This is a genomic window from Parabacteroides sp. Y3-G-102 (genome assembly GCF_023656845.1).
GTDB classification, from domain to species: Bacteria; Bacteroidota; Bacteroidia; order Bacteroidales; family Tannerellaceae; genus Parabacteroides; species Parabacteroides distasonis.
Window position 1 is genome coordinate 39,494 of sequence record NZ_JAMOKU010000013.1, and the last position, 25,406, is coordinate 64,899.

Here is a 25,406-nt window from a genome sequence, read left to right on the forward strand (position 1 = left end):
CAATTAAAAAAGGAAGATATATATGAGAATACCGGATCAGTCAATTATAGAAAAAACGCTGGATAATGAGGCGACTCCCGAGGAAGCCCGTGAGGTGGTTCACTGGTTCAAGACACCAGAGGGGCAAGCTTGGCTTGCTAAGCGTATGGATATGGATGAGAAAGCCATTCACATGGGGCAGGAGGAGGAGTGGATCGACCATCCGGTGCCATCGGCCGTGATGTATCAGCGGATCGTGCGCCAGCTTCATCGCCAGCGTATACGTCGTCTTATTGCGTATGCGGCAGCCATTTTGATACCGGTGGCCTTGTTTATCGGTCTTTTCATGCGTGTTAACTCACAAGTGGATTTATTGGCGGATGATGGATACGATGAGGTTTATGTCCCTAATGGTGAGCGCATGCAAGTGCTTTTTCAAGATGGGAGCAAGGTGCATCTAAATTCAGGGAGCCGGATACGGTATCCGAAAAAGTTTGGTCTTTACGAACGGAAGGTCTATCTGGAAGGGGAAGCTTGGTTTGAGGTCGCGAAAAATAAGAACAGGCCGTTTGTCGTAAATCTTTCCTATATGGATATTAAGGTTTTGGGTACCACTTTTGACGTAAAGGCCTATCCGGAGGAAGACGCTATATTTATTGCCTTAGAGACCGGATCGATCGAGCTAAAATCCAAATCATTCAAGTCGTATCAATTGCGTCCCGGTGAGAAAGCGGTTTACGATAAGCTATCGGGCCGTTGTGAGGTTGTCCGTTCACATGATGTCAAGTTATATTCTGCATGGAGGCGGAATGTATTGGTATTTAAAAGTGCGCCTTTGCCTGAAGTGATGAAAACAATAGCTAGGACTTATGGTGTGTCTTTTGAGATAAAAGACTCCATGGCGTTGAAATATACATATACGATTACGACGGATAGTACGAATTTAACCACGGTACTAAAAGAGTTAGAGAAAATCACGCCTGTACTATTCGAGGAAAAAGGGGGTAAGATAGAAGTCCGGATGAAAAAATAAAAAAATTAGCTATAACGACTCATCCTTTTTGATTTGTCGTGTGTCTATTTGATAGGAGAGCAGGAAACAGAGTGTTAACCTTAAAATAGATATGCGTATGGATTCCTCATAAATAGATAACATAAGAACAGCCGAAAAGCTCCTACCCTTTTCGGCTGCCGGTCGTATTAAAAATAAATTTCTAATACCAACTATTAAAATCAATACAAATATATGAAAGAAAAGCAAGAAAGCCCTCGGCGTAGGTGCCTTTTAATATTAATTGAGAAAATACCGAATGCCATGAAGTTAACCTTTCTATTTTTAGTCATATCCTTGCTGAGTTTCACGGCTACCGCCTCGGCTCAGCGGGTTTCTATTGTGCTGGACAATGCGAAAGTGGAGAAAGTTTTAGCTACCATCACCCACCAAACCGGGTTGAGTGTTGCGTATAGCAAACAAATCGTAGATTTGAATCGGAGAGTGAGCGTTAATTTTACGAATGCAGAATTGACAAATGTATTGGATAAAATAACGGAGGGCACGTCATTAAGTTATGAAGTTAAAAATGGAAAGATCTACTTATTTGAAAAACCTATAGCGAATGCGGTCACCCAGCAAGCCAAAAAAATAACGGGTGTTGTTGTCGATTCAAAAGGGGAACCTATCATTGGAGCGAATGTTGTGGAGAAAGGTACTACAAATGGTACGATAACAGACTTTGATGGTAAATTTATTTTGGAGGTATCGGATAACGCGACACTTCAATTTTCTTATATCGGCTTTATGCCAACAACTGTCGCTATTGCGGGACAGACTTCATTGAATGTACGTTTAAGGGAGGATACACAGGCTTTGGATGAGGTCGTAGTTGTAGGTTATGGAACCCAGAAGAAAGTAAATTTGACAGGTTCTGTTTCTTCCGTGAAGTTTGATGAGGAATTGGCGAATCGTCCGATCACTGATGCTTCTCAAGCACTTTCCGGAAAGGTCTCCGGTGTGTGGATCAGCCAGAATTCGGGTAAGCCGGGAGATGATGGAGCGCAATTGAGAATTCGTGGCTGGGGTACATTGAATAATTCGGACCCGTTGGTGATTATTGACGGAGTAGAAGGGGTATTCAGCCAAGTAAACCCGAGTGACATCGAAAGTATCACAGTCTTGAAGGATGCGGCTAGTGCGGCTATTTACGGATCAAAGGCCGCTAACGGTGTCGTTTTGGTTACGACGAAGATGGGAAAGAATAATGAGAAAACCCAAGTAGAGTTGAACTCTTACGTCGGAATGCAGCAGATCGGACGTCATTTTGATTTAGTGACGAATAGCGCCGAGCATATGACTATGGCGAATCAAGCTTTGGTGAATGGGGGAGAGAACCCTCTTTTCTCGGAAACATTGATCTCTAATTTCGCTAATGGAACAGATCCTTATAAATACCCGAATACGGATTGGTATGACTCTCTTTATCGGAATGCTTTAATAACAGGGCATAATTTATCCATTCGCGGTGGATCGGAGAAACTATCTTCCTTCTTGTCTTTGAACTATTTGAGTCAGGAAGGTATTTTGATGAACTCTAAGGCGGAGCGGTTCGGTATCCGGGCAAATGTGGAGTATAAAGTGAATTCATGGTTGAGAGTTGGCGCTCGTTTGAATTATACTCGTAGGAATTCCCAAGAGCCTTTTGATTTGTTCCGTGTATTCGAACAGCAACAAGGCGCGGCTCCTTTCATCGCTCCATATACCCGGGATGGCCGTTTCGGTTCAGTAGAGGCGATTAAGGATGATGGCACTTTATTGTATACGACTTATCAGCCGGTTATAGACGCTTCGAACGGGGCGACTAAAACATCCAAGGATTATATGGCTGTAAATGCTTTCGCTACCGTGGATTTTACGAAAGACTTGAACTTACAAGTAACATGGGCCTCTAATGGCAATTGGAAAATGGTTGATAAATATAATGAGACCCTTTATGGATATACGGATTCTGGCATAGAGACGATACCGAAAAATTACAATCGTGATGGTATTGTGTTGAGTAGAGAGCAAGTATCGACCATGCGTAATAATTTCCAAGCGACATTAAACTATAGCAAGCGATTTGCGGATAAGCATTATGTTGCCGCTATCCTTGGTACCCAATTGGAGAATTACAGTATAAAGAACGTATTTGCCCGAAGAACCAACCCACCCAAAGAAGGATTAACCCAAGTGGACGCGGGAACGGAAGGTATCAAGGGAGAGGGAAATTTTGAAGGTCTACGCATGGCATCTTATTTTGGTCGATTGAATTATGCCTTTGCGGATAAATATTTATTTGAGATGAATCTCCGTGCCGATGCCTCCTCTCGTTTTAAACGGGGAAATCGCTGGGGTGTTTTTCCGGGTTTCTCTGCAGGATGGCGTTTGAGTGAAGAGGCGTTTATTAAGAACCTGAATCTGTTTTCTAATTTGAAACTACGTGCGTCATGGGGACAATTAGGTAATCAAACCATTGAAGGATATTGGCCTTATTTAACAGTGATCTCCCAAAATTATGACTTGAGTTATAATTATGGAGGCTCATTGGCTCCGGGTGCTGCCGTAACCGCTTTGGTGGATGAGGATATTACTTGGGAAACTACCTCTTCCTTGGATATTGGCGTGGATTTGGGCTTCTTAGGTAATAAGTTGAATATTGAAGCTGATTACTTCAATAAAAAGACAACCGATATTATCGTTCAATTGCCAATACCAAACGTATTAGGGGATAAGACCGCGCCGTTTGAGAATGTGGGCGAGATGAAAAATAATGGTTTTGAGTTAGTCGTGAATTATGATAATCTTGAGACGAGCAGAGATCGCCTTGGATTTAACGTAGGACTAAACTTTACGTATATCGATAATAAAGTAACGAAATTTCAAGGAGGAAACTCTCCGGACCAGCTTTATTTGATTCGTGAGGGATATCCGTATAAGGCTTTGTATGGCTATAAAGCGGTTGGCATCTATCAATCGGACGAAGAAGCCGCTCAACATATGCATAGCAATGGGCTTAAGCCGGAAATGGGAAATCTGAAATACGAGGATGTTAATAACGATGGAAAATTAGACTATCAAGATAAACAAGTACTTGGTAATACGATTCCTAAAATTACGTATGGACTTACTGCCGGCTTACGCTATAAAGGGTTTGACTTAAATATCTTATTCCAAGGTTTGGGACAGGCGAATGCGTTTACGAAGAGCGGCATGACCCGTATGCAATACGAATGGCTGACTATTTCTGATAAATGGCGGGATGCGTGGAGCCCAGAGAATCCGGACTCAAATATACCGATGCTTCGGTTTGACTCTTCATGGGACACGTATGACTCCTCATTTTGGGTACATCGTATCGATTTCTTGAAATTGAAGAACTTACAATTAGGTTATGCGTTCCCTGAATGGATTACCTCAAAGCTAAAAATGCAACGGTTGTATGTATATGCGAATGCCCAGAACCTGTTTACGATTATGTGGAAAAAAGGGTATGAAGGATATGATCCGGAAAGAAATACGTTTGATTCGGGTACCAATTATTACCCGACTCCGAGAATATTTACATTTGGTATAAATCTTAATTTCTAAAAGTATGAAACAGTTATTAGCATATTGCTTATCAATTATACTATGTGTCTCTTTCACGGGATGTATGGAGAATTATTTGGATTTGTATCCTGAGGATAAGATTACTTCGGCGAGTTTCCCGGAAAATGAATCGGATATCAAACTCCTTTTAAATGGTGTCTATGCTCAATTGAGGGAAAAAGAGGTTTATAATCAAGGCTTGTTTGGCTTTGGCATAACGGATGGAGCTACCCCTAACGCATTTAACTGGGGAACGGATGAGGTTTTTAATAAGCTGGGTGCCGGGCGATTGAGCTCTAGTGACGGAGGAGTCGTAACGTATCGTTGGAAAAGATGTTACGAGATAATCTCCCGGGCAAACTATTTGTTGGCCTGTATGGATTTAGTGGATTTATCGGAAGAAGCGAAAGCCAAATATTCAGGTGAGACTCATTTTCTACGGGGACTGGCTTATTCCGTGCTAGCGGAAACCTATGGTGGGGTACCTATTATATTGACGGATATATCCACGGAAGAAGCTCGTAGCTTGAAGCGGGCGAGTTTGGAGGAGACTTGGCAACAGGCGTTGGATGATTATGAGGTTGCGATCACCAATTTGGGAGTGGATGCTCCCGAGCCGGGGCGTGCTACCAAGGGGGCGGCTTTAGGTATGAAAATGCGAGCCTACTTATACCAAGGTAAATACAAGGAGGTTCTGTCTTGTGTCGAGCAAATTGATGCGTTGAAGAAATATGGTCTATTCCATAGTTATGAGGGTTTGTTTGATCCGGCTAATGAGAACAATAAGGAAGTATTGTTTGATATCCAATATATTGAAGGCGAAAATTCGCAAGGTTCCTATATTGACCAGTATTGCGGAACGGGTACCGGAAGTTGGACCCGTGGAAGCCGTTATGTCCCTACGGATGATTTGGTAGCGGCTTATGAGACGATCGACGGCTCTCCTGTAGATCCCGAGAATCCTTATGAGAACCGGGATCCTCGTTTAGGTTTCACGGCTGTACTTCCGGGTTCTTATTTCTTGGGCTATCGTTTCCCTAATTACCTGTATCCGGGAGGTGCGTTTAATCATGCCGGTAATCGGTTGAAACATTTAAGTACCCGTAAATATCGGATTCAGGATGAGTCAAAGCTTCCTCCTTCCGGACAATCTTATATCAATGATATCATACTGAGATATGCGGATGTCTTATTGTCAAAAGCGGAGGCGATTATTGAGACGAATGGAAATGTGGCGGATGCGATCGCTATCCTTAACCGGATCCGTACGGAAAGGGATGATGTTAAGATCTCTTTGTTGCCGACATCTATGAGCCGTGAGGAGGCCCGTGAGAAAGTGAGACATGAGAGACGGATTGAGTTAGCATTAGAAGGACGTTATTGGTCAGATGTAAAACGTTGGAAAATCGGTAAGGAACTTTACCCTATGATTATTAAGGATCATGAGGGTAGCGTGATCGAGACGAAGTTCCCAAATGGCTATTTGGAATATTACGATTTATTACCGATTCCTGATAGCGAGCGCTCTTTGAATCCGAATTTGGATCAGAACCCGGGTTGGTAATGTTCAACTAAAAGAAGGATGAAATGAAATTTATATCTAAACTAATATCTGTATTAGCTTTTTCCGGAGCGGCCGTGGCTACTCAAGCGGCGGAAAGGCCAAATGTGATCATCGTATTTATCGATGATTTCGGATATGGGGATTTAGGTTGTTACGGGAGTACGAAGCATCGTACTCCCCATATCGACCAGATGGCTAAAGAGGGAATACGACTGACCGATTTCTATGTGGGTTCGAGCGTGAGCACACCTTCCAGATCGGCTTTATTGACAGGGTGTTATCCAAGGCGAGTCTCCATGCATGTAAATGCGGACCCTACACCTTTGATGTCCAAAGGGAGGCAAGTGCTATTTCCTGCTTCGCATAAAGGCTTGAATCCCGGTGAGATAACGATCGCCGAGTTGATGAAGGAGCAGGGATATGCGACGGCTTGTATCGGGAAATGGCATCTAGGGGATCAATTGCCATTTCTTCCTACCCGGCAGGGTTTCGACTACTATTATGGTATTCCTTATAGTAACGATATGGATCGTCCGTATTGTCCGTTACCCTTGATGGAACAGGAGGAGGTAATAGTGGCTCCTGTCGGTCATGATTCCTTGACGATTCGTTATACCAATAAGACTGTGGAGTTTATAAAGTCTCATAAGGAATCACCGTTCTTTATTTATTTGTGCCATAATATGACTCATAATCCGTTAGCGGCTTCTCCCGCTTTCAAGGGAAAGTCTCAGAACGGACTCTATGGAGATGCGACCGAGGAATTGGATTGGTCGATGGGAGTCTTGCTTGAGACTTTAAAGGAGGAAGGATTGGATCAAAATACCTTGATTATCTTTACTTCCGATAATGGTGCGGATGAACACTTCGGCGGTACGAACCGTCCGTTGAGAGGCCAAAAGGGTACGACGTATGAAGGTGGATTCAGGGTGCCTTGTATAATGAGATGGCCCGCTAAAATACCGGCGGGACAGGAGACTGATAATCTGGTGACTTCGATGGATTTCTTACCGACATTGGCGCATTATTGCGGTTATGCGGTTCCTTCCGACCGGGTGATAGATGGACATAATGTGTCTGGAATCTTGGAGGGAGAATCGATGGCATTGCCCACGGAGACTTTCTATTATTACCAGAAACAACAATTACAGGCGGTACGTTGGGGAAACTGGAAGTATCATTTACCTTTGAAGGAACGTATCAAAGGCCCTCACTTCCCGGATACGGAAGTCGGTGAAGCTCGTTTATATAATTTGGGGAATGATTTGTCGGAAACAACCAATGTCATCGATAAACATCCCGAAGTAGTAACGAAGATGAATCAATGGATCGAACAGGTTCGTAGTGATATGGGAGATTGGGGATATGAAGGCCGGAACCAGCGTCCTGCCGGTATCATAGATGAACCTTTTCCCCGTTTACTTAAATAAAAAGATACGTATATGAAAACACTGAAATCATTGTCTGTTTTAACAGCGGCGGTATTATCGAACAGCTTGAGTTTGAACGCTGCCTCGGATGCGGCCAATAAGCCTAATTTTGTAATCATATTCTGTGACGATATGGGATATGGGGATTTGAGTTGCTATGGGAATCCCACGATCCGCACACCGAATATAGACCGTATGGCTTGTGAAGGAATGAAGCTGACCCAGTTTTATGTGGGGGCCGGAGTTTCTACGCCAAGTCGGGCCGCGTTAATGACCGGACGTTTGCCGGTTCGAAATGGATTGTATGGAGATCGTGTGGCCGTACTTTTCCCTAACTCAAAGGCAGGGTTAGGGCAAGACGAGGTTACGATCGCCAAAGTTTTACAACAAAACGGGTATGCGACCGGCTGTGTAGGCAAATGGCATTTAGGAGCGTTTTCTCCCTATTTACCGACGGATCATGGTTTTGATACCTATTTCGGCATACCTTATTCCAATGATATGAGCCCCGTTCAGAATAAAGGCGCGCATGCCCGGAATTTTCCACCGACTCCATTGATATTGGATGGTAAGGAAATCGAATCGGAACCGGATCAGGGAGAATTAACCCGTCGCTATACGGAGAAAGCGGTATCGTTCATCAAGGATCATTCAAAGGAACCTTTCTTCCTTTATTTCGCTCATACCTTCCCGCATATCCCATTGTACACGAATGCCCGTTTCGAGGGAACGAGCAAACGAGGCCTGTACGGAGATGTGGTTGAGGAAATAGACTGGAGCGTTGGGGAGGTGTTGAAGACTCTGCGTGAAAATGGCTTGGACGAGAATACGTTTGTTATTTTTACCAGCGATAACGGCCCTTGGCTGACGGAGCATGAGAATGGTGGTTCCGCAGGTCCGTTGAAGGATGGCAAGGGTACTTGGTGGGAAGGTGGCTTCCGGGTTCCGGCCATTTGTTGGATGCCGGGAAAAATCAATCCGGCGATCAACGATGAGATTATGACCTCGATGGATTTATATCCGACTTTCCTCTCGATGGCGGGTATCGAGCAACCGAAAGATCTTGTATTGGATGGCGTGAATCAAACCGGATTATTGTTTGAGGAAAAGCATTCCGCCCGTGATGAAGTTTATTATTGGTGGGGAAGCGAGTTGATGGCGATCCGTAAAGGGGAGTGGAAGTATTATTTTAAGACGATCAAGGACCAATATCTGCGTACCTGTAAGATCGAGACTCCGGCAGAACCCTTGTTGTATAACGTGGAGACAGATATCTCAGAGCGATTCAATCAGGCGGATAAGCATCCGGAGATCGTGAAATTACTGATCGAGGCCGGTGAGAAACATAAGAAAGGAATGAAGATCAAGCCTTCCGTATGTGATATGATGTAATGGGACATTTAAAAACACTAGATTAGATGAATAAATATATACTAACAGCGGCTTGCGGATTGGCTTTTTCCGCAGCTTCCGCACAAACAAAGGCTTTGCCGGATAGCCCGAATATCCTGCTGATTTTGGTGGATGATTTGGGATATGGCGATTTGTCCTGTCAAGGAGCCGCCAAGGACATTCAAACTCCACATATCGATAAATTATTAAAAGAAGGAGTTCGTTTCACGAATTTCCATGCGAACTGTCCGGTCTCCTCTCCTAGTAGAGCCTCGTTATTAACCGGGCGTTATCCGGATATGGTAGGTGTACCGGGAGTCATTCGTACGCATAAAGAGGATAGTTGGGGGTATCTGTCGGAGGATGCCGTATTATTACCCCAGATGTTGAAGAAAAGAGGCTATCATAATGCGATGGTTGGAAAATGGAATCTAGGATTGGAGTCTCCGAATACCCCTACGGAAAGGGGGTTCGATTTCTATCGGGGATTTTTAGGGGATATGATGGATGATTATTATACCCATCGTCGTTTCGGGAATAATTATATGCGTGAGAACTTGAAAGAGATCGATCCACAAGGGCATGCTACAGAGATTTTCTCTGATTGGGCGATCCGTTACCTGTCGGATATGAAGCAAAAACAAGAACCTTTCTTCTTGTATTTAGCTTATAATGCCCCACATACCCCGATACAACCTCCTCAGGAATGGCTGGAAAAGGTGAAAAAGCGTGAACCGTCACTTCCGGAGAAGCGTGCTAAGATTGTCGCCTTGATTGAGCATTTGGATTACAACGTCGGACGTGTGTATGAGGCCTTGGAACAGAATGGCCAGTTAGAGAATACGATCATTATATTTACCTCTGATAATGGAGGACAGGACGATGCGGGTGCGAATAACGGCCCGTTCAGAGGCGCGAAGCAGGATATGTACGAGGGAGGGATCCGGGTAGCCGGAGGTATTTATTGGAAGAACCAGATCCGTCCGGCGGTACGTGATAATTTCGTCATGCTTTCGGATATGTTTCCGACCTTATGCGATCTGACAGCCGTGCCTGTATCACATGAGATCGACGGTATCAGTATCTTGCCTCTTTTGCGGGGTGAGGAACAAGATACCGGAGATCGAATGGTGCATTGGGTACGAAGGGAAGGTAATTCCCGATATGGAGGTCAGGCATATTACGCATCTCAATACCGGGATTTCAAGATTTTACAAAATACTCCTTGGGAGCCTATCCAATTCTTTAATATAAAGGAAGATCCGAAGGAACAAAGTCCGATCGGGGAACGATCTTCGGATACGTATAAAAACTTGTTCAATGGCTTGATGGAGCATATCCGTCAGACGGGTATGATACCGTGGCAAGGCAAACGGTATAAGTGATTTTCCCATGTGATTTTTTAGAAGCACGTACATCGTTATTCATGGTGGTGTACGTGCTTTTTTGTATTTTTTTATTGCTCTTAACTGAAATTGAATGTTTTTTGTGTATGTTTGCGGGAAATCTTCGGGAGTTTATTTATATGGGAATATCCGATGAGAAGCTATGGGAATCGTGTCTGAAGGGAGATAAGGAAGCCTTCCGTGAGCTTTATTGCCGATTTTACGCATTGCTGCGCAATTATGGAATCAAGTTACTTCCCGACAAGAACTTGGTGGAAGATTGCGTACAGGATATTTTTATCAATTTGATTCAAAACCATACCTCCCTCTCTCCGACGGCGAATGTCAGAGGATATCTGCTTAAGGCTTTAAGACATAAGCTGTATGATACGATCGAGAAAAACAGGAAAATGGAGGATGTCTCCTTATATGAGGACGTGTTTCAAGTGGATGAGTTATTCTCCCGTATCGCATTGGATACGACAGATACGGACGACCGGGTTAAACTTTTGATGAAAGCCTTGACAAAACTTTCTCCCCATCAGCGAGAGATCATTTATCTTTATTATGTAAATGAATTGGGGCATAATGAGATAGCTGGTATTTTAGGCATAAATTACCAATCCAGTAAAAATTTATTGTCTAGAACACTCCGTAAGTTAAGGCGGTGGTTCTCGTTGGAGCTTTAATGTATTCTTGGACTCTCTTTATGTCGCAGTATATCAAAGATATATTGTGCCAATAATTTTCACCTTGATGGCACAGTCGTGCCATCCAAGTGGCACAGCTGTGCCATCGGTGTGGCATAGTTGTGCCATCAAGGTGGCACAGCCGTGCCCTAGGGATGGCAAAAGAGGTTGTAAGAATGAAAAAAATGGCGGATTCGCTATTTTTCCCGGTAAAAAGTGAGTACCAAAACGAATTCCATCCGTAATAAGAGTAAACAGGTATCTCGTGAATAAGAAACAGGACATGGTTGAGAAGGATTCATTTCGGCAAGCCGGAGAAGATTTGTTGCGTAAAGTTCGTGAAGAGGAGCGAGTGGATTCGCGACTGGCACTTTCTTCTTGGCAGAAGTTGGAGGAACGTTTGAATGCTCCCCGTAAGACCTCTGTTTTACGTATACGCTATCTTGTTTCTTCCGTAGCGGCCGCCGTCATGTTGCTTCTTGCCGTGGGATGTTATTTTTGGATAATGGGGCATGATAAATCTTCATTGCCTTTTGCCTTGTTGGAGGAAAAGAATGTTGGCGCCTTGCCGGGGGATGAGATTCTCTTGGTGAAGGATCAAGGTTGGGTTCAACTGAAAGATGAAGCTACGGTAATTTATGATACGGTAGGCAAATCAAATGTAGAGGAACACCAAATAGAAAAGAATGAGCAAGAAACTAAAATTGATGAGCCGGATCAAATAATAGTACCGAAAGGACGGCGTGCGAATATCGTATTTTCAGATGGTACTAAAATGTATATTAATGCAGAGACTCGGGTGATTTTTCCTACGGTTTTTGCTAAAGATAAGCGGGAGATATTAGTGGATGGAGAGGTCTATTTGGAAGTTGCTGCGGACCCTTCTCGCCCTTTTATTGTTAAAACGAGTACGATCGAGGTAAAAGTGCTTGGCACTCGATTCAATGTGTGTGCTTATCGGGATGAACCTGCGGCTTCCGTTGTATTAGTGGAAGGACAGGTCGAGGTGAAAAATGGCGATAATGGTAAGAATGTGCTGAGCCCTGATGATATGCTTGAGTTAAAGGGTAAAGAAATATCGATCAAAAAGGTAGATGTCTTTGAACATATTTGTTGGAAAGATAACTTGATGCTGTTAAATGATCGTAAGGTTGGAGAGGTCTTAAATCGGTTGTCTCGTTATTATGGCCGGACTATTTTATTTGGCAAAGAGATAGGTGAAATACCTATTTCAGGAAAATTGGACCTGAGAGAGAGCTTGGAGGAAGTTGTTGAGATTATTTGTCAATCTCTTTTTCTACGCCAAGAGAGAGACGGGGAGAATAATATAATTTTATTAAAATAATTTGCCTATGGGAAAGGAATGATCTGTAAGCGTGTTTGCATTTACAAGAGAGCCAGAAGATACTGCCATATCTTCCGGCTCAAGAGCTTTGTTTAATCAATAATTACGTACTAAAGAAAAAACATTACAAAGGTATGAAGAAAAAAGAAGATTTCTGCCGAGAATCAAATCATTTTCTCAAAAGTCTTGGTTTAGCCTTATGTCTGGTAAGTTTTGGAGGATCTGCGATATATGCGTCTTCCCTATATGCGCAGCGGACTATGCTAAGCATTCAAATGAATGATCGTACGGTAGAAGATGTATTTGAATACATTGAGAAAAACAGTGAGTTTATTTTTGTGTATCATGGTTCTAACATTGATTTGCATAGGAAAGTTAATCTGGATGTTCGGGATCAGTCTGTAGAGATAATATTAGATAAATTATTCAGCGGAACGGATATTGAGTATATTATTAATAATCGTCAAATAATCGTACGTCGAGACACGAAAAAAGAGGATTTACCGATTGCTAATCAACAGACGAAAAAGGTAAAAATAACAGGTGTCGTGAAAGATGCTCACGGGGATCCAGTGATTGGTGCGAATGTAGTAGAAAAAGGAACGACTAACGGCACTATTAGTGATCTGGATGGAAACTTTTCCTTGGATGTTTCCGCTGGGAATGTGCTAATGGTATCTTATGTCGGTTTTCAAGAAAAAGAGGTTCCTGTTGGGGATAAAAAAGTTCTCCAGATAGTGCTTGATGAAGATTCAAAAGCCTTGGAGGAAGTTGTCGTTACCGCTTTGGGTATTACTCGTTCAGAGAAAGCGTTAGGTTATGCTACACAAAAGTTCAAGGGGGATGAATTGGAGAAAGTTAAGGGCGTGAATATCGCGACGAGTTTAAGTGGTAGGATCTCGGGCATGCGAGTGTATAATTCTACGGAATTTGGGGTCGCTCCTAAGATAAAATTACGTGGAGAGGAGCCTTTGGTCGTCGTGGATGGCGTTCCTACAAATCAAGCGTTTAGTGATTTCAACCAGGATGTGATTGAGAATATCACTGTGTTGAAAGGGGCTACGGCCTCTGCGTTGTATGGTTCCCGAGGTGGTAATGGAGCGATCATGATTACCACCAAGAAAGGGGGTGATAAGGGCTTTTCTATAGAGGTAAATACCAGTAATATGTTTAATGCCGGACAGTTAAAAATACCGGAGGTGCAGACGGCTTATAGCGCCGGGTCTGGAGGTAAATTTGATAATATAGATTATGTCTGGGGCGATAAGTTGGATATTGGTCGTGTTTATACGCAATGGGATCCTATTAAGAAAGAGTATCGGGAAATGGAGTTGACTTCGAGGGGTAAGAATAATTTTAAGAATTTCTTGGAGTTTAGTATGATCAGTAATACTACGGTCAGTGTATCATCTTCTGGTAAGAATGGAAGCATCCGCACTTCTTTGTCTTATTTGTATGATAAGAATCAATATCCGAATTCACGTAAGAATAAATTCTGGTATAATATTGGTGGAGAGCTGAAACTAGGCAATAAGGCGAGCGTGGAAGGTAGTATGAACTTTACGCAGGAATCTGCGCCGAATACGGCTGGGTATGGATATGGTACCGGATATATGTACAATATTTTATTATGGACTGGTCCGGAGTATGATCTGCGGGATTACAAGGATTATTGGCTTGTCCCAAATGAAAAGCAAAATTGGCATTATACGGATTGGTATGATAATCCTTATTTTGAGGCTTATGAGAAGATTAAGTCGATAAATAATTTTACGACGAATGGTTCATTGTCTTTTAAGTACGAGATACTCCCTTGGCTGAAATTGCAATTGCGTGCGGGAGGAGTCGCTTATGCGAATAATAATGTGACTCGTTCTTCGGTGGGAACGATCTCTAAAGGCCGTGGTGGCTGGGAAGACGGAGCGCTGGGTTATTATAAAGAGGGCAAGAAGACTGGTTTTACCATGAATTATGATTTCTTCTTGCTGTTTAATAAGAAGCTGAGTGATTTTAGTGTTGACGGTTTATTGGGAGGTTCTCTTTATTATACGAAAACAAAGAATCTGGAAGCTTCCACGAAGAATGGCTTGTCTGTTCCCGGTTTTTATTCGATAAAAGCTTCCGTAGAAAGTCCGATCGTGGATGCGGAGACTAAGACGAAAAAAGTAAATAGTCTGTTCGGCACGTTGACATTGGGGTATAAGGATACTTACTATCTGGAGGCTACAGGGCGTAATGACTGGTCTTCTACTTTGCCTTCAAATGATAAATCATATTTTTATCCTTCCGTGGGAGTGAGTATTATTCCTTCTAATATAATAAGCTTGCCGGATTGGATACCCTTCTGGAAATTGAGAGGATCGTGGACTGTCTCTAAAACCGATTTAGCTATTTATGATTTAGATCGGGCCTATACGATTAAACAGAATGTTTGGGATGGCTTGAATACGGCTAGTTATCCGGATTATTTGCGTGGCGACGTGAAGCCTATCACGAATCGTACATGGGAAATCGGTACGGGTATTCACTTCTTGCAAGGACATCGCTTGAAATTAGATGTGAGTTATTTCAATAAGTTGACTTATAATAATACGATCAGCCAAAGGATATCTTCCGCTACGGGATATAAATCGAGATTGATGAATATTGACGAAGAATATGTTCGTCGGGGGGTGGAGATTTCTATTGACGCTACTCCGGTGCAAGTCCGTGATTTCTCATGGGATGTGTCGTTGAATCTTTCGACGAGCAAGAGGTATTACGCTAAATTGGATGAGAACTTCAGCCCGGATAATTTGTGGACATACGTGGGCGCTCGTACGGATTCTTATTCATATAAAGGCTATGACAAAGATCCGGATGGTAATTATATTATTAATACGAATGGCTTGATGTCTAGGAGCCAATATAGCTCTTTGATTGGTTATACGGATCCGGATTTAGAGTATGGTCTAGCGAATGTATTCAAGTATAAGAATTTTACGCTGACACTCAATTTTGATGGCCGTATTGGTGGAAAATCATGGTCGAATACGGAATTCCACATGTTGGAAACCGGCGCTCATCCGGATACGGACAATCAATGGAGATATGATGAGGTGGTGAATGGCAAGAAAAACTATGTGGGTGAAGGTGTCAAGATTGTATCAGGTGAGGTCAAATATGATCAATATGGCAGGATTACATCAGATACGCGGGTATTCGCTCCGAATGACATCGAGACTTCTTATGAGGATTTTGTAAGAAGCAGCCATAATAATCCAGATAAATTAGTTCAGAAAAAGACATTCTTGAAATTGAGGGAAATGTCAATCGGATATAATTTGCCGAAGAAGTTTATTAGTAAGTTAAGTATGAATAGCTGTTATGTAGGCTTTATCGGACAGAACTTATTTGTGTTGACCAAAGATTTTAGATTCTCGGATCCGGATGGCTTTGAGGATATTGAGGGCGAGGATATATCTTCTCCATCTATAAGGTATGTAGGTGTAAACTTGAAAGTTGAATTTTAAAAGCTAAACGTATGAAAATTAAAAATATATTGATATGCGGACTGGTTTTGTTGGGTATGGTTGGATGTGATGATTTCGAAAGCGTAAATACAAATCCCGACTCAACTAACAAAGTAACATCTGCGATGTTGGCAACAGAACTGTTACGTGATATTACCACTTATAAAAATGGGAATGGAAAGGATTTTATCCGGGATGAATTGTTAGCTAAGTATTTGTCGTGGACAGAGGCTAATGATATAGATCTGGCATTCAATTTGTTGGGTGGAGCGAATTATGATGCTTTGAGAGATTTGCGGAATGCCTCGAAGATGATTGATTTTGCGACGAATGATGAGTTGAAAAACTCCTATACGGCATTGTCTCATTTCGTACGGGTTTTCTTTTTCTTCAATTTGACAATGCAAGTGGGGGACATACCTTATTCTGAAGCTTTAAGAGCTGAGGATGAAGAGGTGTATTTCCCGAAATATGACTCTCAAAAAGATGTTTTTCTCGGGTTATTGAATGAATTGGATGAGGCGGACCGTCTCTTTAGTGCTGGCACTAATTTTGAGGGTGATTATATTTATGGAGGGGATGTGACGAAATGGCGTAAGGCTGTGAATGTTATGCAATTGAAGTTGCTTCTTAATTTGTATAAAAAGGTCGATGATCCGGATTTAAAGGTTCGGGAAAGAATCAATGAGATTATCAATAACAGACCTGTTTTTGAGTCGAGTGCGGATAATTTCCAAGTTGTGTACTCTAATAAGGCTGGACAGAAATATCCTTATTTTAAGGAAATTAATAGTTTTGTGAATAATGACAGGATGACTAATCTTTTTGTTGATAAATTGAAAGCCTTGAAAGATTATCGTTTATTTTATTATGCGAAACCGACACCGAGCTCAGAAGAGGCCAAGTTGGATCCCTCGGAATGGGATGCTTATGGTGGAGTTGACCCGACCTTACCGGAGTCTGAGATCTTGACTTTTGTGAGTGGGGGAACTGTTTCTCAAATAAATGATCGCTACGAGGAACTGCCGGAGGGCGAGCCTGTATTTTTCTTGAGTTATCAAGAACAAAATTTTATACTGGCTGAGATGGCTCTGAGAGGTTTTATCTCAAAAAGTCCCAAAGAGTATTATGAGGAAGGCGTTCGTTCTTCAATGCGGTTTGTGGCGGATAATACCCCCGATGATGTTATGTTCCATCATAATCGAAAAATAACAGATGCCTATATTCAAGAATATCTCGGAAACCAAGGCGTTAAATTCGCTAGTGATTTTCAAGAACAGTTGAGTCAGATTATTTGGCAAAAGTACATATTGACGTTTCTTCAAACACCTTACAATGCTTTCTTTGAATATCGTAGGACAGGTGTACCGAATATTCCGATAAATCCGAAATCGAATAGGAATATACCTTCTGATAAAATGCCGTTAAGATGGATGTATCCATCGGAAGAGTTGGATTACAATATGGATAATGTCTCAAAATCAATTAGCGACCAGTATGGAGGGTCGGATGACTATATGGGTGTCATGTGGATTTTGAAATGAGAATGTCATGCATATAATTTTCCGGGTCATTTCAAAGGAAAAAAGTGCTCTTTTTTTGTTATTTCTATAAAGATATTTACCTTTGTCTCTATGTTAAGGATAATAACACATATTGAACGCTTGTTGCTGACGCACGATTGTGTGATCTTGCCGAAGTTTGGTGGTTTCGTGCTGCAAACTTTGCCGGCGACGTATCAGGAAGAGGAACATTTGTTCCGGCCGATGCGTAAAGAGGTTATGTTTAATGTCACGCTACAGCATACAGACGGCTTGCTCTCCGAGTCATATATGCAGACGTATGGCGTTGATTACCGGAAAGCTCAGTTGATGCTGGAAGAGGATATCGAGGCTTTGAATGTTTCTTTGGAACAAGACAAGCGGATAACATTGGGGCGAATCGGGACTTTCTCTATAGGAGAGGAAGGGCAGACCATTTTTACGCCGGGCGATTCTGGGGTATTCAATGCGGATTCGTATGGTTTACCATCGTTTCATTTTCCGGTTTTGCGATCATTGGAGGAGGAGCGGGAAGAGGTTGCTTTACTTGCGGGTAAGAAAAAGAAAGATGTGTTCTATATCCCGGTTAGTCGTAAGTTGATCCGGGTTGTCGCGGCATCAGCTGCTGCTGTCGCATTATTCTTTGTGGTTTCAACTCCGGTGAAAGAAGTAAACCTGTCCGCTTATACAGCTAGTTTTGTTCCTACGGAGATGATAAATTATAGGTTCGAGGAACCTATTTCTCAGCCGGAGGAAATTCAAATATCTCAAGTGGACGAGATGGTAGCGGAGGTAACTCCCAAAATAGAAGCGACTAAGGAGACTGAGATTGCCAAAGCGCCTTCTGCCCCTGAGGTAAGGAAAGAAGTCGCTGTCCCCGCTCCGAAAGCGGAACTCGTGGCGACGAAAAAGATGTATCATATCGTAATAGCGAGTTTCCCGACAGAGGAGCAGGCGAATGAGTATATATCCGGTGTAGACCGCACGCAATGTAAGAATGTAAGCAAGGTGGTTCGTGATGGTAAATATCGTATTTATGCGGATAAGTTTAATAACCGGGCGGATGCCGAGAGCTACATGGCGACACTTCGAAAAATAGAAAAGTATAAAGATGCTTGGCTGTTCATTAGCCGTTAATAAAAAAGCCTGATCGAAAGATCAGGCTTTTTTTTATGACTTGTCGTCGTTTTGTGGCCGGGGCAGTCTTTTCTTCTTCAACCGTCCTGCCTTTCGTAAGGCTTGGTCCAGAATGTACTGGATTTGGCCATTGGTGCTGCGAAATTCGTCCGCAGCCCAAGCTTCGATAGCTTCCATCATATCAGCGTCCACCCGAAGGATGAAGCTTTTGACAGTATTATCTTTTTTGGCCATATACTAGTATTAATATTAAATTCTTACATTAATGATGTAGGGTCCCGGTATTTACGACAGGTTGCGCTGCCTCGTCAGCGCAAAGGACCACCAACAGGTTGCTAACCATCGCAGCCTTCCGTTCCTCATCCAATTCCACAACATTGTCTTGATCCAGTTTGTTCAAGGCGAGTCGAACCATGCTGACCGCTCCCTCCACGATCCGTTCTCTTGCGGCGATAATGGCTTCCGCTTGCTGGCGGCGTAACATGACTCCGGCGATCTCGGAAGCATACGCTAAGTAATTGATACGAGCTTCCAATACCTCAATGCCTGCTATCGCCAAACGACTGTTTAATTCCTCTTCCAGTTTTTGAGCGACCTCCCCGTCATCGGATCGTAAGGTGACGGGATCTTTGCTCTCGTTATAATCATAGGCATACATGCCAGCTATCTTACGGATGGCGGCGTCACTTTGTATCTGCACGAAATTCTCATAATTCTGCATTCGTTGGGATAATTCAGAGGATTCTCCCAGTGATATGAATGATTTATTCGAGGAGATACTAATGGACGAAGAATCGATGTCGAACATCGCTTTATAAGTATCCTTGACTTTCCATACCATCACGGCCCCGATCATAACCGGATTACCGACCTTATCGTTAACCTTGATAGGAGGGACATCTAAGTTACGGGCACGTAACGTGATTTTCTTTTTGCTGTAAAGTGGATTGACCCAGAAAAATCCGTTATCAGTAATTGTCCCTTTATATTTTCCGAAAAAGAGCATTACTCGGGCATTGTTGGGCTCGATTTCCATGAATCCCAATAAACAAACCACTAACAGGCAGAGTCCGACGATGCCGGTGATTACGCTCCAAGTCTCGTTGGTGCCTGCGATTAAATAGCAGCAGAGACCCGATAGAGCTAATAGGAGAAAAAGGGCAATAAACCCCGAGATTCTCAGTCCGTTGAATGTCTTTTCGGTTGCTTTCATGATGATTTGTTTTTGATATTAATTTGATATCACAAAATAAGTGATTTTTATGGAGACTGCCAAATATTTTGAGGGATATTATTAGAGTGATCTGTAAATATTTTCATAGCTTTGTCTCATCTAAAAATTATATACTTGGACTTTCAGTTAGACACGAACAATAAGGAGTTTCAGGATGCCTTGCAACTGATCACCCACACTCGCCAGTCTGTTTTCCTGACAGGGAAAGCAGGGACCGGCAAGTCTACTTTTTTGAAGTATATTTGCAATCATACGAAGAAAAAGTATGTGGTGCTGGCTCCTACCGGAATAGCGGCCATAAATGCGGGCGGCGTTACCTTGCATTCCTTTTTCAAGCTCCCTTTTCGGCCGATGTTGCCGGATGATCCGGATTTAAGTTTGTCTCATGGTCGTATCTTTGAGTTTTTTAAGTATCCGAAGGAGAAACGGAAAATTATCGCGGAGGTCGATTTGATCATCATTGACGAGATATCGATGGTGAGGGCGGATATTATTGATTGTGTAGATCGTATCTTGAGGGTCTATTCCGGTAATATGCGATTGCCTTTTGGCGGAAAGCAGCTATTGTTCGTGGGAGATGTCTTCCAGTTGGAACCGGTTGTTCCGTCGGATCAAAAAGAGATATTGAGTTTGTTCTATGCGAGCCCTTTCTTTTTCTCGGCTCGTGTGTTCAAGGACATTAATTTAGTGCCGATCGAGTTGCAAAAAGTGTATCGCCAGACCGATTCTGTTTTTATCAATATATTGGATCGGATTCGTAATAATGCCGCTAGAAAACAGGAGTTGGATACGTTGAACGGTCGTTATTTTCCGTCTTTCGAGCCTCAGAATGAGGATATGTATATCACGTTGGCCACTCGCCGGGATCAGGTTGATTTTATCAATGAGAAGAAGTTGGCCGAGCTTCCCGGAGAAGAGTACGTCTCCGTGGGAAAGATCGAGGGGGATTTTCCGGAATCCTCACTACCTACCCAGCTGAATTTATCCATCAAGGAACAGGCGCAGGTTATTTTTATCGATAATGATTATGAGCGTCGTTGGGTGAACGGGACGATCGGTATGGTATCGGGTATCGATGAGAATGGAAATGTTTATGTCTTGCTGGAGAGCGGTGTAGAACATTTGGTCGAACCTACCTCATGGCGAAATTATAAATACAAATATAACGAGAAAGAGAAACGGATCGAGGAAGAGATTGTCGGTACGTTCGAACAATTGCCGATTCGTTTGGCTTGGGCGATCACGGTGCATAAGAGTCAAGGCTTGACTTTTAGCCGGGTGGTAGTTGATTTGACCGGAGGGGTATTTGCCGGGGGACAAACCTATGTGGCGTTGAGTCGTTGTACTTCATTGGAAGGATTGGTGCTAAAAAGCAAGATCTCTTCCCGGGATATCTTTATCCGGAAAGAGATCGTAGAATTCAGCCAAATATTCAATAACCAAGCATTAATAGAGAAAAGTATCAAAGAGAGCGAGGCGGAATTGCAATATGGTCGGGCGGCTCAGGGTTTTCGGCAGGGTAATATGAAAGAGGCGGTCGAGGCTTTTGCCGCCGCCGTATCTAAACGGAATGAATTGGATAATCCGATGGTACAACGGCTGCTTCGTTTGAAATTGCAAGCCTTGAATAGTCAAAAGGCACAGATTAAGGCTCTGAGGGAAGAATTGCATTCGCTTCGTGAGACCCAGAAAGAGTATGCACATGAATATTACTTGATGGGTAACGAGTGCATAACGAAGGCCCATGACGCGAATGCCGCTATTCGTTGTTTTGATAAAGCCTTGAATTTGAATCCGAATTATGTGGAAGCTTGGGTACGCAAAGGGGTTACTTTATTGGATATAGGTGAGGACTACGACGCTCAGGTTTGTTTAAACAAAGCGGTAAAATTAAGTCCGAAATCTTTTAAGGCCCGCTATAACCGTGGAAAATGCCTATTGAAGCTCAAATATTACGATGAAGCTATTCTGGATTTCCAGCAGGCGGTAAGTATCAAACCTAAACATGCGGCTTCCCACGAATATCTGGCAGAGGGTTTCCGGGCGATCGGAGAGGACGAATTAGCCCAGCGGCATCAAGATATAGCGGATGCCTTGCGAGGAGGAGAGGATATATGATGAAATAGAAAAGGCGGGAAAATTTGTTCCCCGCCTTTTTTATGGAGTTATATCTCTTGATTAATTAAAGATGTAACGGATACCAACCTGCATTTTCCAGCATTCAGTATAGATACGGTTATAAGAATAAGTCTCGGTCGGATATTCACCATTGATCTTATACATGGAGAAAATTGGAGTCTTATTATCATCCATACCTTCATATTTCAAGATACGGCAACCGTTGGAAGAAGATGCGTTCTTCATTACACCCCATTTCGAGTTGATCATATTACCGATATTCATGAAATCAAGGCTCAATTGGAAATGATGTTCGGTTTTACCTGCCTTGAATGAGAAATCTTCCGTTATACGAAGGTCGAAACGATGTACCCAAGGTGCACGTGCGGCATAAGCCTCAGCGTATTCTCCCTTGTGATTCTTTAAATAAGAATCTTGGTCTACGAAGTTCCAGAAAGCGGTTCTATCTGCTTCATTCTTGAATTTGATTTCACTATCATCTTTCGGGATATACATCATATCATTATTGATACCGTCACCATTCATATCATTTGTATAAGCGAAGCTATATCCGGAAGCGGAATAACCGGAATAGAACAGATTTAAGCTTGTTTTTCTGAGCAGACCTTTATGGCGGAAGGGCAGATTATAATTGACCGCTGCGATTACCTTGTCGGGCACTACATACCGTGAACGTTGTACGGTCGCGAAATTCGGTCCGTCTATCGTTAACATTCCCTGCCATGTAGATACAGGGTCGCTACCCGGAAGACCGGAAATTTCTTTGGATTCCGTGTGCGTATAAGCCAACATCATGTTCAAATCCTCTACGGGTTGAGCGTTAACCGTAACATTGGCGGTATAACCATGTCCTTTGGATGTGTTAGTTAATACAACCGCATTCTTACCGGATACATACGTATAATCAGATGGATAAATCAAACGGTTATCCGCTCCGTTAAAATGTTCCCAATTTGACGGGTCCTTGATGTTGATATTCTCAAGGGTTACGGCATTGATGTTCTTGTTATAGATGAACTCGCCGGTTACGGATAATGGGAAGGAAGTTGGGAGCTGATAATCTACAGCCAAGGAGGTTTTCCATATTTGTGGCATCTTGAAGTTGTCCTTTACGCCAGAGATCTTAGAACCGGCAACCGGATTCTCTATCGTGGTAGGAAGGCCGAATTTCTTGATCGCATCGTCTACATTCGTAATCATGCCGCCAGCCAATTGATCCAGACGGGAATCATGACTTACCGCAATTCCATTCTCATATTTTGTGCCGAATACTACGGCATTTTGTACCATATTCGAGTTTGTCGGCATATTCGTAAAGAATACCAAGGGTAAACGTCCGGTAAATATACCTGTACCACCACGTACTTTTAAGGAATTATCCTTGAACACATCCCAAACGAAACCTACACGAGGGGATATTTGCATTCTAGACTTAGGCCATTTGCCGGTGTCGATATGTTTGCCTCCGAAATCAAGATCGTAGATTGCGTCGTTTCTTTGAAGATCGCTATTGTCGAAAATTAAATCATCGAAACGTATACCATAAGTTAACTTCACGTTCGGGCGAATGTTCCACTCATCCTGTGCGTAGAATCCGATCTGGTTAAAAGTAACCTGAGCTTTCGGGTCGGAAACACCGTTGTAACCGTATGTCCATGCGAACGTTTCAGGAGCGGCACCGTTCAAGAAATCATCTAAGCTGCTGTAACGATAATATCCCGTGCCGTTGCGCATATAAGCATTGCTAGCAAGTTGGTGCTCGAAACTGATACCAGCTGTGATCTTATGGTCGCCGGCAAAGTAAGTGAAGTTATCGATAACACTTGTGATCTTGTTCTTCACGCCGTTGTTGTAAGTAAATAATTCATATCCGGCACTCATATAAGGCTCCATGATTTGGTTACCTTCCGCATCTTTACCTGCCAAGATATCAATGAAGGGGAAAGGGGAAGAGTTGGTTCCGCGCATATCCTCGATATCCGTATAAGTGAAAAGTAACTGATTGGAAATCTTATCAGAGAAGCGACTGTTCAAATCAGCGGATACGGAAGACACTTTATTGTCTTGGGAATACATGCTGTTGGCAAAAGACATGGATTGGTAACCTACACGGCTTGTATTATACAGACGAGAGCCGGAACCACCATCCATAGAGTTAGCGTTGGGAGCGTTCCATGCGGTATTCTTTGTATAGTTGTACCGTACGCTCAATTTATGGCCATTCGTGATATTCCAGTCGATACGACCTAGCAATTTCAAATTCTTTTCGTCTGCGGGGAAGTTCGTGGCTGATCCTGTATCATAACCATATTTATCTCTTAAGAAATCGGATACCTTTTGCATGTCGGAGAGTGTAGTGCGAGATATGTAGTTATTCTCGTCCGGTTGCTCTCCTTCAGTACGAGCTCTCCATTTGATCACTTGTTGCGGTTGTTTTTCCACTTCTACATTGGCGAAGAAGAATAATTTATTCTTGATGATTGGACCGCCGAACGTAGCTCCGTAAATCGTTTTGGATTCCTTAGCACGTGCGCCCAAGTCTTCTCCATCGATTGAGTTTCCTCGCATATTCTGATTCTGGAAGTAAGTGTAAGCGGAACCTTTGAATGTGTTTGTACCGGATTTGGTGATAGCGTTGATACCGCCACCAATGAAGTTTGTCTGGCGGACATCGAACGGGGCGATTACCACTTGTACTTCCTCGATAGCGTCCATAGAGATCGGGTTACCGCCTCCGGGAAGATTATCCGAAAGGCCGAAGTTGTTATTAAAGTTCGCTCCATCTACCGTAAAGTTCGTGGAACGGCCATCGCCACCGGCAAAACTCATGTCGGAGGCATAAGGAGAAAGGCGTGCGATATCGGAGATACTACGGTTAATGGTGGGTAAAGAGGTGATCTGTGACGAGGAGATATTGGTTGTCGCACCCGTCTTTTCCGTATTGAACTTCGTTTTCGCCGCTGTGATTACGATCTCGTCCAAGGTCTCGGAAGATTCTTTCAACTTAACATTCAAGTTGTAGTTCTCTCCCAATTGCAGGGTAATGCCGGAATAAACGGCAGATTGATAACCAACGTAAGAGATCGTAACTTTGTATGGACCTCCTGTACGCATACCTTGTAAGGAAAAGCGTCCGTCAACGTTCGTGATCGTACCATAATTTGTCCCAGAAGGTTCGTGAACCGCCAAAACGGTCGCACCAATAACGGGTTCATCTTGAAACATAACTGTTCCACTCATACTGGCTGTTGTTACCTGCGCTTGTGTCGGGATGACAAACAAGAAACTCAGTACAGCTAAAAGGAATAGCGTCTGTAAATGTCTGCTCATAATTTAAAATAGTTAATGTAATAAAAACTTTCGCAAAGTTATGGGTTATTTTTTAATATCATTGTATGTTTCTTATTTAATACTTGTTTCATATTCATGAAGTTG

15 protein-coding genes are annotated in these 25,406 nt (G+C 42.9%); 12 read left to right on the forward strand and 3 right to left on the reverse strand.

Going from position 1 to position 25,406, the window contains the following annotated elements:
* The first annotated feature begins 22 nt into the window (after positions 1-22).
* From NBH16_RS08345 to NBH16_RS08395, 11 genes are all read left to right on the forward strand, one after another.
* Positions 23-1,012: a FecR family protein gene (locus tag NBH16_RS08345; RefSeq protein ID WP_224201704.1), complete on the forward strand. Its 990-nt coding sequence runs from the start codon at positions 23-25 to the stop codon at positions 1,010-1,012.
* Between the two features lie 213 nt (positions 1,013-1,225).
* A complete protein-coding gene (locus NBH16_RS08350; RefSeq protein ID WP_122378516.1) occupies positions 1,226-4,603 on the forward strand; it encodes a TonB-dependent receptor in 3,378 nt (1,125 codons plus the stop codon).
* Positions 4,604-4,607: 4 nt separating this feature from the next.
* Positions 4,608-6,167: a RagB/SusD family nutrient uptake outer membrane protein gene (locus NBH16_RS08355; protein ID WP_008779962.1), complete on the forward strand. Its 1,560-nt coding sequence runs from the start codon at positions 4,608-4,610 to the stop codon at positions 6,165-6,167.
* 23 nt (positions 6,168-6,190) lie between these two features.
* Entirely contained in the window at positions 6,191-7,597 is a 1,407-nt protein-coding gene (locus NBH16_RS08360; RefSeq protein ID WP_250788362.1) for a sulfatase family protein, read from the forward strand.
* A gap of 12 nt (positions 7,598-7,609) precedes the next feature.
* Positions 7,610-8,989: a sulfatase family protein gene (locus NBH16_RS08365; protein ID WP_121961009.1), complete on the forward strand. Its 1,380-nt coding sequence runs from the start codon at positions 7,610-7,612 to the stop codon at positions 8,987-8,989.
* A 26-nt stretch (positions 8,990-9,015) separates the two neighbouring features.
* Positions 9,016-10,374, forward strand: coding sequence for a sulfatase family protein (locus tag NBH16_RS08370; RefSeq protein WP_048927510.1), 1,359 nt, complete (start codon positions 9,016-9,018; stop codon positions 10,372-10,374).
* Between the two features lie 107 nt (positions 10,375-10,481).
* Positions 10,482-11,063, forward strand: a complete 582-nt coding sequence (locus NBH16_RS08375) for an RNA polymerase sigma factor (RefSeq protein ID WP_224201700.1) — start codon at positions 10,482-10,484, stop codon at positions 11,061-11,063.
* Between the two features lie 265 nt (positions 11,064-11,328).
* Positions 11,329-12,408 carry a FecR family protein gene (locus tag NBH16_RS08380; protein WP_005867195.1) on the forward strand — a complete coding sequence of 360 codons (1,080 nt, stop codon included), beginning with the start codon at positions 11,329-11,331 and terminating at the stop codon, positions 12,406-12,408.
* Positions 12,409-12,542: 134 nt separating this feature from the next.
* On the forward strand, positions 12,543-15,920 hold the full coding sequence (locus NBH16_RS08385; RefSeq protein WP_121961017.1) for a SusC/RagA family TonB-linked outer membrane protein: 3,378 nt from the start codon (positions 12,543-12,545) through the stop codon (positions 15,918-15,920).
* 11 nt (positions 15,921-15,931) lie between these two features.
* The gene (locus NBH16_RS08390; protein ID WP_005867199.1) at positions 15,932-17,464 is read left to right on the forward strand and encodes a SusD/RagB family nutrient-binding outer membrane lipoprotein; all 1,533 of its coding nucleotides are present in this window, start codon (positions 15,932-15,934) and stop codon (positions 17,462-17,464) included.
* A gap of 90 nt (positions 17,465-17,554) precedes the next feature.
* Positions 17,555-18,598 (forward strand): HU domain-containing protein, encoded by a 1,044-nt coding sequence (locus NBH16_RS08395; protein WP_005867201.1) that lies wholly within the window; start codon positions 17,555-17,557, stop codon positions 18,596-18,598.
* 33 nt (positions 18,599-18,631) lie between these two features.
* Here NBH16_RS08395 and NBH16_RS08400 read toward each other — a convergent pair whose 3' ends face one another.
* The gene (locus NBH16_RS08400; RefSeq protein WP_005854106.1) at positions 18,632-18,832 is read right to left on the reverse strand and encodes a type II toxin-antitoxin system antitoxin; all 201 of its coding nucleotides are present in this window, start codon (positions 18,830-18,832) and stop codon (positions 18,632-18,634) included.
* A gap of 28 nt (positions 18,833-18,860) precedes the next feature.
* Positions 18,861-19,811, reverse strand: coding sequence for an SPFH domain-containing protein (locus NBH16_RS08405; RefSeq protein ID WP_057326318.1), 951 nt, complete (start codon positions 19,809-19,811; stop codon positions 18,861-18,863).
* Between the two features lie 135 nt (positions 19,812-19,946).
* On the opposite strand from NBH16_RS08405, the gene NBH16_RS08410 reads away from it, so the two are divergent.
* A complete protein-coding gene (locus NBH16_RS08410; protein ID WP_005867205.1) occupies positions 19,947-21,950 on the forward strand; it encodes a tetratricopeptide repeat protein in 2,004 nt (667 codons plus the stop codon).
* A gap of 60 nt (positions 21,951-22,010) precedes the next feature.
* Here the strand turns inward: NBH16_RS08410 and NBH16_RS08415 are convergent, their stop codons facing one another.
* Positions 22,011-25,301 carry a TonB-dependent receptor gene (locus NBH16_RS08415; protein WP_005867207.1) on the reverse strand — a complete coding sequence of 1,097 codons (3,291 nt, stop codon included), beginning with the start codon at positions 25,299-25,301 and terminating at the stop codon, positions 22,011-22,013.
* Positions 25,302-25,406: the final 105 nt, after the last annotated feature.